Origin of the sequence: Halomonas sp. AOP25-F1-15 (assembly GCF_052378675.1) — a bacterium.
GTDB classification, from domain to species: domain Bacteria; phylum Pseudomonadota; class Gammaproteobacteria; order Pseudomonadales; family Halomonadaceae; genus Vreelandella; species Vreelandella casei.
The window spans coordinates 212,294-227,263 of sequence record NZ_JBQSXV010000001.1; the positions used below are offsets into that span (position 1 = coordinate 212,294).

The 14,970-nt window shown below is 55.0% G+C and carries 12 protein-coding genes; 4 read left to right on the plus strand and 8 right to left on the minus strand.

Annotated elements, in window-relative coordinates:
• Positions 1 to 2: 2 nt before the first annotated feature.
• Both betT and ACT3TF_RS00950 read right to left on the minus strand, forming a co-directional pair.
• On the minus strand, positions 3 to 2,051 hold the full coding sequence (gene betT / locus ACT3TF_RS00945) for a choline BCCT transporter BetT (protein ID WP_096278344.1): 2,049 nt from the start codon (positions 2,049 to 2,051) through the stop codon (positions 3 to 5).
• Between the two features lie 200 nt (positions 2,052 to 2,251).
• Positions 2,252 to 2,662 carry a hypothetical protein gene (locus ACT3TF_RS00950; protein WP_096278346.1) on the minus strand — a complete coding sequence of 137 codons (411 nt, stop codon included), beginning with the start codon at positions 2,660 to 2,662 and terminating at the stop codon, positions 2,252 to 2,254.
• Between the two features lie 163 nt (positions 2,663 to 2,825).
• On the opposite strand from ACT3TF_RS00950, the gene ACT3TF_RS00955 reads away from it, so the two are divergent.
• Positions 2,826 to 3,776 carry an alpha/beta fold hydrolase gene (locus ACT3TF_RS00955; RefSeq protein WP_444671386.1) on the plus strand — a complete coding sequence of 317 codons (951 nt, stop codon included), beginning with the start codon at positions 2,826 to 2,828 and terminating at the stop codon, positions 3,774 to 3,776.
• On the opposite strand, the gene ACT3TF_RS00960 is transcribed toward ACT3TF_RS00955, so the two are convergent.
• Genes ACT3TF_RS00960 through ACT3TF_RS00975 form a run of 4 tightly spaced genes read right to left on the minus strand, consistent with a single transcriptional unit; the run spans position 3,773 to position 10,236 of the window.
• Positions 3,773 to 4,480, minus strand: a complete 708-nt coding sequence (locus ACT3TF_RS00960; protein ID WP_096278361.1) for a response regulator — start codon at positions 4,478 to 4,480, stop codon at positions 3,773 to 3,775. The genes ACT3TF_RS00955 and ACT3TF_RS00960 overlap by 4 nt on opposite strands.
• Positions 4,481 to 4,514: 34 nt before the next feature.
• Positions 4,515 to 5,921, minus strand: a complete 1,407-nt coding sequence (locus ACT3TF_RS00965) for an ATP-binding protein (protein ID WP_441685752.1) — start codon at positions 5,919 to 5,921, stop codon at positions 4,515 to 4,517.
• Entirely contained in the window at positions 5,921 to 9,025 is a 3,105-nt protein-coding gene (locus ACT3TF_RS00970) for an efflux RND transporter permease subunit (protein ID WP_096278365.1), read from the minus strand. Before ACT3TF_RS00970 ends, ACT3TF_RS00965 begins: the two co-directional genes overlap by 1 nt.
• Positions 9,022 to 10,236, minus strand: a complete 1,215-nt coding sequence (locus ACT3TF_RS00975; protein ID WP_096278367.1) for an efflux RND transporter periplasmic adaptor subunit — start codon at positions 10,234 to 10,236, stop codon at positions 9,022 to 9,024. Before ACT3TF_RS00975 ends, ACT3TF_RS00970 begins: the two co-directional genes overlap by 4 nt.
• A gap of 172 nt (positions 10,237 to 10,408) precedes the next feature.
• Between ACT3TF_RS00975 and ACT3TF_RS00980 the strand changes: the two genes are divergently transcribed.
• Positions 10,409 to 10,996 carry a TetR/AcrR family transcriptional regulator gene (locus ACT3TF_RS00980; protein WP_096278369.1) on the plus strand — a complete coding sequence of 196 codons (588 nt, stop codon included), beginning with the start codon at positions 10,409 to 10,411 and terminating at the stop codon, positions 10,994 to 10,996.
• Here the strand turns inward: ACT3TF_RS00980 and ACT3TF_RS00985 are convergent.
• Positions 10,993 to 11,796 (minus strand): helix-turn-helix domain-containing protein, encoded by an 804-nt coding sequence (locus ACT3TF_RS00985; protein WP_096278371.1) that lies wholly within the window; start codon positions 11,794 to 11,796, stop codon positions 10,993 to 10,995. The two genes, ACT3TF_RS00980 and ACT3TF_RS00985, sit on opposite strands and share 4 nt — an antisense overlap.
• A 189-nt stretch (positions 11,797 to 11,985) precedes the next feature.
• Between ACT3TF_RS00985 and ACT3TF_RS00990 the strand changes: the two genes are divergently transcribed.
• Positions 11,986 to 12,867 carry an alpha/beta fold hydrolase gene (locus ACT3TF_RS00990; protein ID WP_441685749.1) on the plus strand — a complete coding sequence of 294 codons (882 nt, stop codon included), beginning with the start codon at positions 11,986 to 11,988 and terminating at the stop codon, positions 12,865 to 12,867.
• Between the two features lie 41 nt (positions 12,868 to 12,908).
• Here the strand turns inward: ACT3TF_RS00990 and fabF are convergent, their stop codons facing one another.
• Entirely contained in the window at positions 12,909 to 14,180 is a 1,272-nt protein-coding gene (gene fabF, locus ACT3TF_RS00995) for a beta-ketoacyl-ACP synthase II (protein WP_441685747.1), read from the minus strand.
• Positions 14,181 to 14,247: 67 nt separating this feature from the next.
• Between fabF and ACT3TF_RS01000 the strand changes: the two genes are divergently transcribed.
• Complete coding sequence (locus ACT3TF_RS01000) at positions 14,248 to 14,907, plus strand: TetR/AcrR family transcriptional regulator (protein WP_444671388.1); 660 nt, start codon at positions 14,248 to 14,250, stop codon at positions 14,905 to 14,907.
• The last annotated feature ends 63 nt before the right edge of the window (positions 14,908 to 14,970 follow it).

Below are 14,970 nucleotides of genomic sequence, written 5' to 3' on the forward strand. Positions count from 1 at the left end.
ACTTACATCTGAGAGTCTTCAGGCGGCTCGCCTATCGTGCCGGGCATCGGTTGTACGTGGCCCATCTGCTTACCCGTCAGGGTAAGGAAATGCAGGTGACGCTCATACTCTGCTACCAAATCGCCAATCACTTGTCCACGGGTATAGCCGTTAAGGTCTTTATCCTGCCCCCCTTCCGCTAGGTACACGTCCAGGCGAACATAGAAGTCATCATCCGCTTGGATAAAGCTAGGGGTGCGCATGCGGTGAGGGCATACTTGGTAGACAAAGCTAGTGGCGTCGCCAAAGTCGACCTGCAACATCAGGTTGGGAAGCGTTTCCCCCTCAATCGCTTCTTCACTTACGTTGGCAGTTTGGCCACGGCGCTCAAGCTCCTGAGCAAACTGTGTCATCGCTGGGCGAATTGCATGTTCAATGGTGGCGGCTGCACCGGCGCGATTAGAGGTGTCAAGGGCACGGTCTAAGCGTTCTTTCCAATCGCCGCCAGGCGCACTACCGGCAATCATGCGACGTGCATCTGCCTTGCTACCTTCTAATTTCAAGGCTTTGTACATGCCCACCATCACCGCAAAAATAACCAGCGAGAAGGGCAGAGCGGTGATGACCACGGCGCTTTGCAGTGCATTTAAGCCGCCGGCCATCAGCAGAGCAATGGTGATTAAACCGATCATGGCTGACCAGAAAATACGCAGCTTCACCGGCGCATCGTGGTTCACGTCGCTCAGAATAGACGTGAAGTTGGCCAGCACCAGCGCTCCAGAATCCGCTGAGGTAATAAAGAACACAATACCCAGAACGGTGACGACTGCCGCGGTAATGCCGACATAAGGGAAGTACTCAAGCAGCGTGTAGATCGTGGTTTGGGGGGTGTTGAGCGCCTGCTCACCTAGCTCGACAACGCCTTGATTAGCGACCAGTTCTATACCGCTATTCCCGAATATCGACATCCAAACCATCATAAAGGCGAGGGGGATAAACAGTGCACCGGCGACGAACTCACGAATGGTACGACCACGGGAAATACGTGCCAGGAATAGGCCCACGAACGGGGTCCAGGCAATCCACCAGCCCCAGAAGAAAATCGTCCACCACATTTTCCACTCTTGAGCCCCCTCGTCGGCGAAGGCGTAAGTGTCAAAGCTGGCACCTACAAAGCCCGATAGATAATCGCCAGCGTTGTTGACCACTTTATCCAGCAACATCAGCGTGTCCCCTGAGAAGAGTACAAACAGCAACAGCGCCAATGCCAGTAACATATTAAACTCTGACAGCCGGCGAATGCCTTTCTCAACGCCTGTAACCACGGAAATCGTCGCTAATATGACCACCAAGACAATCAAGATCACCTGCACGGTGAGGTTTTCCGGCACCCCGAACATGTAGGTGAGGCCGTAGTTAAGCTGTATTACCCCAATCCCGAGGCTCGTAGCAATGCCGAAGACGGTGGAGATCACTGCGGTAATATCCACCGCGTTGCCAATCGGGCCGTGGATACGTTTGCCTAGGATCGGATAGAGCGCACTACGGATCGCCAGCGGCAAGCGATGGCGGTAGCTGAAGTAGGCCAGCGCCATACCCATCAACACGTACAGCCCCCAGCCGGAGAGCCCCCAGTGCAGATAGGTTTGAACGACGGCGTTACGCATCGCTGCTTGGCTTTCCGGGGTTAAATCCGGTGGTGCCAAATAGTGGGCGACAGGCTCGGCAACGCTGAAGAACAGCAGGTCAATGCCGATCCCTGCAGCAAACAGCATGGCCGACCAAGAGAGTAGTGAAAATTCTGGTCGTGAGTGGTCAGGCCCCAGGCGAATACTGCCAAAGCGCGACATACCAATAGCCACCACAAATACCAAATAGGCCACTATGGCCAGCATGTAATACCAGCCAAACGTTTTGCTTACCCAGGCGAGTCCGGCATCAAAGAAGGCGCCAGCTTGCTCGGTGAATAACATGGTAAGCACCAGAAAGATCAGGATGCCAGCCACACTGCCGTGAAAAACGACGGGATTGAGGCGGTCTCGGGAGGGATGAATAGGGTTGTCTTTCGCCATGCAGGCGTACTCCTGTGGTTGAAAGGTGGAGGTAAGATTTTATTTTGAATGAACGTTCAAATAAAATACGTGAATAACTGCTACCCTTCAAGTTTACGAGTGCCTGAAACTGCTTGAGTTAGTGCGGATTGGGTAACTTGCAGACGTGAAAACGCCCGGAAAACCGGGCGTTGTCAAGAAAGTAGCGACGCGGCGAATGTTTATTCGCTATCGGCACGTTCGTCGCTATTATCGTGGTGGCCGCGTTTGCCCCGATGTTCTTCATGCGCTTCACGCATGGCGTTGTGAAGTGCTTCTTGCTCTTCTTCGGTGAGAATGCCAGCGACTCGCTCTTTATGCTCTTCACGCAGCGCATGTATTGCTTCGCGATGTTCAGCGTGTGCTTCATTGAGCTCAGCCTGCTTATCAGCTGAGATTTCGGCGCGCTGATACACCTCTTGGCGACGCTCTTCCATACGTTCTTCCATGCGCTGACGATCAGCACCGGAAGCCTCATGGTCACCGTGGCTGTCTGCTTGGGCCGTTAATGTGATCGATGCTAACGCAGCAGCGAGTAATGCCGGGGCAAACAGTTGGCGAATTGACATTTTCTGAGTACCTGAAATGTTCATAGCATCTCTCCTGGTAAGTTGACGATGTCATTATCGCTAGGTGCAGTGCAAACTGCTTGCAGTTAGTGTGCAACAATCATGGTCTTATTGGCTTGCTGCAGATCGTAGCTAAGGGTAGTTCGTCAATAGTAGACAGGGACGCTATTCATTAAGGAGAAACATAATGTCGCGAATCGAGCTATCTCGCGTGTGGCAGCCGCGCTGCGCGTTCACCACTTTGCGCCGAGTAACCGGATTGGGTGCTCTTGCTTTGATGCTGAGTGGCTGTAGCGCCGCTCAGTATGTGGGCCAAAATGAGTCCGCGGTTAAGAGTGGTACGTTGCATGAACCCCAGCCCTTTACGCGCTTGGCGCCACGGACCTACACGCCTGATGATTGGCCGCAGGCGCTAAAGGCCGATGTCTATTTGCCTGATGAGTCGACTAGCGCCCTACGCCCTGCTGCCTTATTGGTTCACGGTGGAGGCTGGCGAAACCGTACGCCAGAAGACATGCAGAGCATTGCCGAACAGTTGGCAGGGCAAGGCTACGTGGCGGTTAATATTGAGCATCGTTTTGTGCCGGAGTATCGCTTTCCTACCCAGCTGCATGATTTGCAGCAGGCCATGGCGTGGATCCATGCCAATGCTGAAGAGTGGCAGATAGATACTAACCGCATCGTAGGCGTTGGATATTCATCGGGGGCGCACTTGGTGAGCCTGCTGGCACTGGCTGGCGTCGAAGGGCCGCTGGCCGAGCCTTACGGCGGCGAGCAGAGCCGACTAGCGGCGGTGTTGGCGGGTGGGTTGCCAAGTGATCTGCTTAAATTCGATGACGGGCCCTTAGTGGTCGACTTTATCGGCGGCACGCGAGCTGAAGAAACCGAGGCATATCGCCTAGCGTCGCCCATTTACCATATTACCCCGCAGTCTCCGCCGTTTTTTATATTCCACGGCAAGTGGGATCGCCTCGTGCCGGTAGACCATGCCAAGGACTTCTATCAAGCGCTGCAGGATAACAACGTCGAGAGCGAGCTTTATCTGCAAAGCTTTAGAGGCCACATTGCCAGCTTCTTACTGCGTGGCGGCGCGATTGATGCAGGCATTAAGTTTCTTAATCGTCAGGTAAACCCTTAACCTTCTGGCTGATACTTATAACCGACGCCATAGACTGAACGAATAATTTCTAGCTCTGGCAGCGCTTCGTGGATTTTCTTACGCAGCTTCTTGATGTGGCTGTCCACGGTGCGCTCTGAGACGATGCGGTTATCGCGGTACATGTGATCCATTAACTGCTCGCGGCTGAAAATACGTCCCGGTGCCTGCATCATCACGCGCAGTAATTGAAATTCCACCGCGGTGAGTCCTAGGTCTTTGCCGTAAGCGAGCGCTTGCCAGCCATCTTCATTTAATACGACCGGTGCATGCTGAACGTCGGCAGGGGCGTTTGCTGCTGCCTGGCTACGGCGAAGCACGGCTTTGACACGGGCGACCACTTCACGGGGGCTAAAAGGCTTGCAGATATAGTCGTCAGCGCCTAACTCTAAGCCTAACAAGCGGTCGACCTCTTCTACCTTGGCGGTCACCATAATGATCGCAATAGTTGGCCAATGCTGGCGAATCTCACGGCTAAGCGTCAGGCCGTCTTTGCCTGGCAGCATAATGTCGAGCAGCACAAGTGCCGGGGAGTGCTGTGCTAGCCACGGCATAACCTCATCGCCGTGGGCTAACGTCGTGACCGAAAAGCCATGTGTGGTTAAGTAATCCGCCATCAGGCGAGCAATTTTTGGTTCATCCTCAACAATCAGCAAAGAGGCCGCGTGAGACGCATCGTGAGACATAAGGAACTCGCTTAGCAGTGAGGGTGAAAGCCTATTAATGAGATGTCAGCAGAGGAAAGCGCAGCGTCCAGCGCAGCCCGCCCAGCGTAGAAACTGAGGGCGCTAGCGTTGCTCCGTGCGCATTGATTAGCGCACTGGCAATTGACAGACCTAAGCCGCTACCGCCACTGGACCGGCTACGTGAACCCTCTACACGGTACAGCCGCTCGGTTAAGCGCGCCAGTTCTCCCTCGGGCACCCCGGGCGAGCTGTCTTCCCAGGTAACGACTGCAAAGCCCTGCTGCGCGGTAAGCGTAACGCGCAGCTCTCCCGGTGGTTGGGTGTAGGCGCAGCTATTATCCAACAAGTTGTTCCATAGCTGATGCAGGCGCTGGGCATCGCCACGTACCATTATGCCAGGAGCGATCTGCTCCGTCAGCGTTAAGCCGCTGTCCATTAACCAGCGGTCTGCGTCGGCGAGGCGGCTGACAAGACAGTCGCTAAGGTCCATCGGTGCAAGTTGGATATCCAGCGCACCTGCATCGCTTTGTGACAGCAGGCGTAAGTCAGTGACTAGGCGTTCCAACTGGCTAACTTCTTGAGCAAGCGAGCTGAGGTTCTCCTGGTTGAGAGGGCGGATGCCATCTTGCATCGCTTCAATTTCCCCACGTAGAACGGCCAACGGCGTGCGCAGCTCGTGCGCCGTGTCGGACACCCAGCGTGCTCGGGCATCGCGGCTAGCTTCGAGCGTTGCGGCAAGTACGTTGAAATCTCGCGCCAAACGCGACAGCTCGTCGCGGCCACGCTCAGGCAATCGAGTCGTATAGTCACCTTCTGTCAGTCGCAGCGTGGCGCCCGCGAGTGCCCGTGTACGCCGCCCTAACCACCAGGACAAGCCGCCCGCGAGCAGGAGAGAAGCCACACATAGCGATATTACGATCAGGGTAAGATTGCGCTGTTGGCGCTCAAGGAAGCGGCTTTCCATACGCTCCATCATCTCGCGAGGAGGTCGAAAGCCCAGCGAACCGATCGTTTCCTCGGCGCTGTGCAGGTTCAGCCAATGCCAGTTGCCTGAGCCTGCCTGGCTGCCATTGGCAGGCACTAAAAAACGGCCCTCAGCATCACGTAGCGCAAAATCCCGCGCTTCACCTAGTGGAGAGGGGCGGTCTTGATGCTCTTGGCCCAGTTCAAACCGCACAATAGATGCCCAGCGTTCCGGGGATTGCTCCAACCACTCCCAGCTCTCTTGGGTCTCCCAGCGTGTTATGAGGCCATCTGCCAGCAGTGTTGCCCGACGCTCTTGCGCTTGGTTGAGATAATCGTAAAAGCCGCGGTCAATGCTGTAGGAAACCGCCATAAACATGCTTACTGAGATGGCCACATTGACGCTCAGGATAATCGCAAATAGTTTGAGCCCCAGCCGGGAAGGGCGCCATTGACGTAGTGGCCCATGCAACGCCATCACTGTGTGCTTCCTGCTTGGCTAGGCTGACGCGGCGCGCTCAGCCGTTCTCGAACATTTTCCATGCCTAAGTAGAGGCAGGGCACCAGAATTAGCAAAATAGCGGTGGCAAACAGCATGCCAAAGCCTAGTGAAATCGCCATCGGAATCATGAAGCGCGCCTGTCGTGACGTCTCTAGAATCATCGGTGCCAGCCCTAGAAATGTCGTCAGCGTGGTCATCATAATGGGGCGGAGTCGACGCGTGGCTGCGGCCACAATGGCTTCTCTGGCTGCCATTCCCTCGCGGCGTTTGCGGTTGGCGTAGTCGATCAGCACCAGCGCATCGTTGATGACCACGCCGGAAAGCGCGAGCATTCCCAGCAGGCTGATAATGGAAAGCCCAAAACCCATGATCATATGACCGGCCACCGCGCCGACGATACCGAAGGGGATCGCTGCCAGTACCAGCAGCGGCTGCGAATAACTTCTAAACGGGATAGCCAGCAGCGCATAGAGCGCGGCAATCATTAACCACATGGAGGTTTTTAACGTGGCTAAGTTGTCGGCGGTGTCCTGCTGGCGACCGCCCATGCTGACCTCTAGCCCCGGCCAGGTCGCTTCCAGCGTGGGGAACACCTCGTCTTGTAACGTGGCGAGTACCTGGTTAATGGCAAGGTCGTTTTCAGAGTCCGCAGTGACGGTAATAATACGTCGCCCGTTAATGCGCTCAAGACTGCTGGAGGCTTGGCTAATGGTGATATCCGCAACGCGAGACAGGGGCACGCTCAGCCCGTCAGGGGTGCGTACCGGCATGCGGTAGAGGGCGTTCAAACTGTCGCGATTATTGTTAGGCAAGCGTACCTCAACGCTAATTTCGCTACGCCCTACGTATTGCTCTAGAGCGGTCGCGCCCTGTAAGGGGCCGCGCAGCGCCTGTGCTAAGTTGTTGCCGGTTAGGCCCAGCGAGCGTCCTTCTGATGAAAGGCGTATTTCTAACTGGGGTTTACCGTCGCCCAGGCCGCTATCGATATCGGTAAGCCCATAGCCGCTCAGCGTTTCGGCTAACCGTTCAGCGGCGGCTTCAAGCACCTGTGTATTGGGGTGTGAAAGTCGCAGACTCAGTGCCGCACCGCTGCCGGGGCCGCCTACATCGGCTTCAAAGCGCACTGATTGGGCGCCTAATAAATCGCCGGTTAGGTCGCGCCACTCGCGGGCAATTCGCGATGGCGGCCATGCTTCCAGGCTTTCGCTGGCAATGTCGAGGCGAACCTCTAGGCTTTCACCATCCAGGCGGCTGCGCGAGCTGCCAAAACTGAGCGTTTCTTCGCGTTCGCTAAGCTGCTCTGCGGCGTCAAGAAGCTGTTGGCTGAGTTCACGACTGATGCTGATATTGCTACCAATCGGCAGTGTGACCGTCGCCTGCACCTGGTCTGATTCGACGCGGGGCATGAGGGAAAACCCCAAGCGCCCGCTCATTGCCCAGGAAAGGGCGACCAACAGCACCGCAATGCCCAGCGCAATGCTGAGCAAACGCTGGTTAAGGGCACGCTGTAGGAATGGCTCAAACTGATGGTATGTGAAATGGTGTAAACCACCTTGAAGGCGTTGGCGAAGTGCTTCTAATGGGCGCTGCCACGCAGGCGTATTGCGCGGCTTGCGACTATGTGCGAGGTGGGCGGGAAGAATCACCAGTGCCTCCAGCCAGGAAATTAAAAATACCGTGACCACAACGACCGGTACCGTCGCAAAAATAAGCCCCAGAAAGCCGGGTAAAAACAGTAGTGGCAGGAACGCGACGATATTAGAAAGAATGGCGAACGTCAGCGGCGTGGCAATTTCGCTAGCCCCTTTAACCGCTGCATCGCGCAGTGAATAGCCTTCTTCACGGTAGCTATAGATATTCTCGCCGACGATGATGGCGTCATCCACCACAATGCCCAGGGCGATGATAAAGGCAAACATCGACATCATATTCAGCGACACGCCAATCCAGGGCAGAAACAGCATTGCGCCTAGGAACGCTGTTGGGATGCCCAGCGTGACCCAGAATGCCAGACGGGCTTCCAAAAACAGCGCCATGAGTACTAATACCAGCGCTAGCCCCATCCAGGCATTTTTCAACAACAGGCTAAGGCGGGCTTCATATACCTCTGAACTGTCTCGGGAGATATCAAGGCTAACGCCCTCTGGCAGGCCTGAGCGTAACCGCTCAAGCTCACCGTTGACCGCTTCAGAGATGCTGGTCGGGGTTTGGTCGCCAATTTGATAAACATCCACTGAGAGCCCGGGTTGACCGTTATAAAACTCTTCGCGGTCGGTCTCGGCGAAGCCGTCGCTGACTGTCGCGATGTCGCCCAGCATAATGGGCGATCCTTGTGCGCTGGTCAGAATGGGTAGCTCGGCGAAGGCCTCGGCACTGTTACGCCGGCCCTGATAGCGAATAAGCCATTCGCCTTCTGCCGTCGTCAGCTGACCACTGGCAAGGTCAAGCGCCTCTTCGCCAATGCGAGTAGCCAGCTGCTGATGATCCAAGCCATAGCGCTCGATAGCTTCTTCATCCAGATGAACTTGAATCTCTCGTTCGCGGTTACCCGATAGCTCTGCGCGAGATATGCCGTCGGTCGCCTGGAGCTCACCGCGTATTTCTTCAGCGGCGTCGTGTAGCGCCTCTAGGCCTACTTGGCCATATACCTGCAGGCTCAGTACGCTTCGCGAGCGCCCCGCAAGTGTAAAGCGGGGTGGATCGGCGGCACTGGGCAAAGTGGTGATAGCATTTACCGCCTGCTGGATATCCTGATAGGCGCGCATCACGTCAACGCCATCAATCAGCGAGGCGCTGACGTTGGCGCGCCCTTCACTGGCCGTCGCGGTCAGCTCATCAATGCCTTCTACATTGGCAATCGCGGCTTCCATCGGCAGCAGCAGGCTCTGTTCAACGTCTTCAGGCGTCGCACCCGGGTAGCTGATAGACACTTGCACCACTTCAATATCAAACTCAGGAAAGACTTCTTTCTTAATCGCCAGCGAGGCCATTAAGCCGCCCACAATAAACAGCACCATGAGTAGGTTAGGTGCTACCCCGTGATCGACCATCCATGCCAGTGGGCCACGCGGTGTCTTCATGACCCGTCTCCCTCTTGAGCCGGTGTATCGCTGGGGCGTCGGATGCGCACGAGCTGGCCTTCGCGGGGCTGGGTTAAGCCTGCGGTAACGACCCGCTGACCTGCGGTCAGGCCGCTGCGGATCAAGGCATCATCTTCTCCGCGATAAGCCAGGGTCACCGGCGTACGGCGCAGGCGATTCTCCTCATCTACCTGCCAAACGATGTCGCCTGGGCGCAGCGCGGCAGAGGGTACTGAAATGAGCTGGTGCTGAATGGTTGGTTGGAATGAAACACGCAGAACATCACCCAGGCGCAGGGCAGGGCCATCGCTTTCTAGTGCGAGCGGGTCGCTAACGGCGATTAACAGCTGTGCCTGTAAACCGTTTTCTTCCAGGCTGGGTAACATCGATACCAGCGTGCCTTCACGCGTCGCGTCTTCAGACCAGCCGCGGCTGGTTAAGGTAATCTGGCTGCCCATTTCCAACCACTCGGTCCACTCGCTGGGCAGGGAGGCGCGTACCCAAAATTGCTCAACGCCCACTAAGTGCACTACTTCCGTTCCCTGGCTAAGCAGGCTGCCAGCACCCACTAAGCGCGCTTGTACCATGGCGCGCCATGGAGCCACCAGGGTGGCGCGTTCAACGTTAAGCGCTGCCTGATCTCGGGCCACTCGCGCCTGGGTCACTTGGGCCTGGGCTTGGCGCAACTGCGGTTCTCGCAGAACCAGCGCACGGCGCTCGGCAGAAAGCTGGCGGCCAAAAGACTCGTATTCGCTGCGTGCGCGCTGCTGCTCTGCCTGCTCTAGTGCCAGCAGGGCTTGGGCATTGGCTAGCTGCGCCTGCGCATCCTCAAGAGTAAGCGCGAGATCGGCCTGGTCAATATAGGCGACCGGCGCCTGCTGCTCGACGACTTGTCCCGGCACAACGCCTGGTGCAAAGCGCTCAAGCTGGCCCGCCACACGGCTGGCCAGCATAGTTTCTTGCTCTGCCTCGACGCGGCCAAATCCATATAGATGGGGCGCCTGGGTGCTCGCAGAAATGCTCATCACGTCTACCATGCTGGGCAGTGGTTCTGGTGGTGCAGTACGCTCAATGCGGGGTGGCTGAGTCATAATCCACCAGGCGAGCATGCACGTGCCGATAAGAATCAATAACGCAACTACTGCACCCAGACGAATACGGCCTTGCTGATAAGAGGAGTGAGACGACGAGAAGGAGCGTATTGAGGTCATTACCGCGCGTTATCCATGTGCTAAGAGCGAAAATTCCAGAAAAATGAGCGTATGATGCTAGCATCACGCATTGTTACGCAGCGATTAGTCAAGCAATGTGCAAATACCATGCAATTGATATCTAATTCATATTCATTTGGTATCAATAGACTCACTGGTCTACTTTAAACGTATGAAAAATACCGCAACGCGCGACAAGCTGATTGATAGTGGCGCCCAACTGATCAGCCAGCAAGGCTACAACGCAACGGGCATCAATGCTGTTTTAAAAACGTGCGGCGTGCCTAAGGGCTCTTTTTACCATTACTTCTCTAGTAAAGAAGATTTTGGGCTGGCAGTGATTGAACGCTTTGCCACCACGTATGACGCCTCGCTAGTGACGCTGTTGGAAGATAGCAACACGCCGCCTTTAGAGCGCCTGAGGCGCTATTTTGCATCAGGTCGTGACTATATGCATGAGTGTGATCACGCCACTGGCTGTTTGATTGGTAATCTTGGACAAGAGCTTTCAGGCCAAAGCGATACCTTCCGTGATGCGCTAAACCTTGTATTTCAGCGCTGGGAACAGCGGCTGGTGAACTGCTTGCAGGACGCTCAAACGCGGGGTGATATTGCTACTCACACTGCTCCAGAAGCGCTTGCTAGCTTTATTTTAACCGGCTGGGAAGGTGCTATTTTACGCGCCAAAACGTTGAAATCTGTCGAGCCCATGGATCATTTTGAAACTATTTTGTTTAAGCAGGTGCTGGTGCCGTCCTAATGGCGGGCACGAAAGTGGTGCTCATCAGCGGCCACATCGTTTTGAGTCGCGGCTATTAGAGCATCATCAATGGACGGATCATCCAGCGCTATTAAGCCACACTGCGTTAGTGCTTCGCGAAGACTCACCTGTTCATCCAAACGCTGATATACCACCCGCACACAGCAGGGCATACGTTCGCTGTTATCAGCTACGCCCATTTTTAACCCCGTTAAACGCGTCACCTGGCTCTGAAAGCTTGGAAACAGGATGGTCTGTGTGATTTCATGACCGTTAAGCGTTTCATGATCGACCAAGAATAGCCGGTCAGCCAGTTTAACTGCGGTGCCTACATAGCGATTGTGGCATGAGCGGTTGCCGAGCATGGCCTGCATCCGCTCGGTGCGCTGATAGACTACGCCACCCTCCCGTGCTTCTAAGCAAACTAAGGTACGCATTAACTGGCCTGGTCGAGACATTGAATGATAAAGCTCAAAGTAGCGGCCAATGTAGCGTTCCATGGTTTCACTGCCCCGCTGCACCAATGCGTTAGGCCAGGGTAAGGTTGCTGGGCTTGCTTCTGACGTTAGTTGGCCGGTTTGAACCAGTGTACGAAAGTCATGATGGGGAAGGGCGATATCCTCAGTAGTGACGCCGAAAAAGTGGCAAATGCGCTGCAGTGCTGCGTGATTGGGTCGATAACGTCCACTCAGGTAACGATTAAACTGGGCGCGATTGATCGTTAAACGCCGACATATCTCTGCAATAGACGGATAGTAACTGCAGAGCAGGCGCAGGTTGGCCACAAAGTCGTCATGCATGGGCAGCTCGGCTTCCTCTCTTGGTTTCGTGACTGCCTAATGTGATGCCTAACGCGTGATAGTGCAATGGCTTCCTCCCGCCAGGAAGCCTTCAACGTAGCGGCTTTCTGGTGAATAAGGTTATGCTAGCACTATATACAGCCAGCCGAATACAGCCAGCCGACTTTTGCAGTAAATCAGGAGCGTGTTATGTTTCATGGGTTTGAAAAAACGAAGCGTCGCGTTAACGGCATCGAAATGACTTTTCGCATGGGCGGCAGTGGCCCTGCGCTGCTGTTGCTGCACGGTCATCCGCAGACCCACGTGATTTGGCATAAAGTAGCGGCGTCGCTTGCCGAGCATTTTACGGTGATAGCGGCTGATCTGCGTGGTTACGGCGATAGCAGTAAACCTGACGATGATACCGAGCATCTCAACTATGCCAAACGCACCATGGCGAACGACATGGCGGAGCTCATGACGGCATTGGGTTTTGAGCGCTTTAAAGTGCTGGCCCACGATCGAGGCGCCCGCGTTGCTCACCGGCTAGGCGTTGACCATGCTCGGCGAGTAACGCGGATGGTGCTGCTGGATATTGCGCCTACGCTGGCCATGTATCGTGGCACGTCAGAGGCTTTTGCACGCTCTTACTGGCACTGGTTCTTTCTTATTCGCCCGCAGCCGCTGCCAGAAATGCTGATCAGCAGCGATCCTGCCCAGTATCTAAAGAGCGTCATGGGAGCGCGTAGCGCCGGTATGGCGCCTTTTTCAGCCGAAGCGCTGGCGGAATACGAACGCTGTTTGTCACTGCCCGGTACCGCCTCCGGCATTTGCGGCGACTACCGCGCCAGCGCCACGATCGATTTAGTGCACGACCAGGCGGACATTGATTCAGGCATTAAGCTGAGCTGCCCATTGAAAGTGATGTGGGGAGCTGAAGGGGCAATCGAAGCTTGCTTCGATGCCTTGGGTGAATGGCGCAAAGTGGCCTCTCACGTTGAAGGCAAGTCGCTTCCCTGCGGCCATTATATTGCTGAAGAACTTCCCGAGCAGCTGTTAGAAGAAGCATTACCGTTTTTGCTCAAGGCATAGCCCTTCAAAACTGGGCTCTGCAAAACTGAGCCCTTCAAAACCTAGCCCTTAATCTTGCTGATAATCAGCGCCGCGTTAACGCCTCCAAAACCAAATCCATTGCATAGCACATGCTGGGTGTCGTGATCGAGTGGGCTGGCGGTGACAAAATTTAAGTCCTGCATCCCGTCGTCGCAGTGCTCAAGGTTAATGGTCGGCGGCAGTTGGTCAGTCATCGCGGCCATGACAGAAAAAATGCTTTCTATACCTCCGGCGGCCCCTAACAGGTGGCCTGTAGACGACTTAGTGGCTGAAATCGGTATGTTGGGCAGCAGGGGACCAAACACGTTGCGTAACGAGGCGATTTCAGCGCGGTCGCCAACCGGCGTGGACGTCGCGTGGGCATTGATATGACTAATGGCATCTTTGGAAAGACCTGCCATGCCAAGAGCTGCTTGAATTGCTAGGGCTGCCCCTGCGCCATCTTCTGGCCCGGCGGTAATGTGATGTGCATCCGCGCTGGTGCCGTAGCCGCTAATGACTGCCAGCGGGGTTGCGCCACGCGCAAGGGCATGATCAAGCGTTTCTATCACTATAACGCCCGCCCCTTCACCCATCACAAAGCCGTTACGGTCCTTGTCGAACGGCCTAGAGGCGCGCTCAGGTGTGATAGATTCAGTGGAAAGTGCTTTTAACGCGTTGAAGCTGGCCAGCGAAAGCGGGTCGATGCATGCTTCTGCGCCGCCGACGAGTGCCACATCGGCTTCACCGCTGCGGATAATGCGCATGCCATCGCCAATGGCTTGCAAGCCTGCCGCACAGGCCGTTACCGGGCAACCTAACGGGCCTTGAAAGCCATAGCGGATCGACAGGTTGCCGGCTGCCAGATTGGCTAAAAAAGCGGGTACGGTGAAGGGCGATATTTTACGATAGCCGCGTTCCACCAGCGTTTTTTGCGCTTGAGTTATGGTTGGGAAGCCGCCGATGCCCGAGCCAATAATCGTAGCTGTTCGGCGCTTTTGAGCGTGTTCCGATGGCTGCCAGTTGGCCTGTTGCAATGCTTCTTGAGCGGCGGCTAGTGCGTACAGGCTAAACAGATCCATTTTGCGGCGTTCTTTCGGGTCGGCAATGCTATCCAGATCAACCCCGCCAGCCGGGTCATTGAGGTGTTCAGGAACGACGCCGGCAATTTTGATGGGAATATCGCTGGTATCGAAGCGGCTGATCGTACTGATGCCGGACTGGCCTTCTAACAGTCGTTCCCAGCTTGTATTAACGTTGTTTCCTAACGGGCTGACCATGCCCATGCCGGTAATAACAATAGGTGATTGCATAGCGATTCCAGAGTTATTGATGTCGCCACCCTAGCACCAGACAAGATATGATCAAGATCATATTTTATTGGTATACGACGAGGTAACTATGCCTTATCCCCAAAGCCATAAATCGAAAACGAAAGCGCGTATTTTGGCCTCCGCTGCGGAGTTATTCAGCCGTAAAGGCTTTCAGAAGGTATCTATTGGGCAAATTATGACGCTCGCAAAGATGACCCATGGCGCCTTTTATACGCATTTTGCTTCAAAAGAAGCGCTCTACAACGAGTCAGTACGCCTTACGCTGGATAAAAGCCGGGCGGCAAGGTTGGTGAAAGGACCGCTATCGGTGCAACACTTGACTGATCTGGTCGCCAATTACTGCAACCTTCAAGAATTGGTCAGTAAGCATGAACCAGGACCGGAAGCTGTACTCTTCAATGAGATTGGCAGCGAAAAAGAAGAAATCCGTACCCTGTTTGAAGCATCTTATTCACGTATGAAAAAGATGCTCGAAACCCGCCTCATGGCGCTAGGGAAGTTGAAGAAACTGCCCTTCGCCAATGACCGTAACGTGATTGCTGATAAGGCTAGGGTCATATTGGCATCGTTGATAGGCGCTGTGGCCATTGCCAAAAGTTTGCCTGGAGAAGCCGAGAGCAAACAGGTGCTGACGGCAACGCAGCGTCAAATTTTACTAATGATGGGCGTTAGTGAAAACGAAGCAGAAAACATGCTGCATGGGTAATAACCCGCCTCGCAGATGATTTTTTAAACGCTTCTTAATATTTTATGGGCAAGTTGAGCGGGA